General features: G+C 71.7%; 1 protein-coding gene. It reads right to left on the bottom strand.

Translation table 11 applies throughout. From position 1 onward, the window contains the following. Positions 1–297 (bottom strand): hypothetical protein (locus ABY44_RS16165; protein WP_431641396.1); only part of this gene is annotated, 297 nt, incomplete at both ends.

Genomic DNA, 297 nt, shown 5'->3' on the forward strand with positions numbered 1-297 from the left:
AGCAGTCCCTTCGCGCCCATCCGCAGGAACGGGATGCTGCCCAGCATCGCCACCCCGAAGTAGACGAGGACGACGACGATGCTCCCCGGCGCCAGGGCGAGCGTGGCCCCGAGCACGATGACGAGGAGACCGCGCACAGCCATCGCCCACCGGGCCGCCGCGATGTGCCCCCGCTCCAGGTAGGAGCGGGTCGCCAGGACCACGCTGATCCCGCCCACGACCGCGAACAGGGTCGACGCGTTCCCGTCGACGACGTTCGACAGCCAGGAGATGTGGCCCGGCATGCCGACCGGCGGG

Source organism: Burkholderia sp. ZZQ-2, from assembly GCF_050768715.1.
In the GTDB taxonomy this organism is placed as follows: Bacteria; Pseudomonadota; Gammaproteobacteria; order Burkholderiales; family Burkholderiaceae; genus Burkholderia; species Burkholderia cepacia.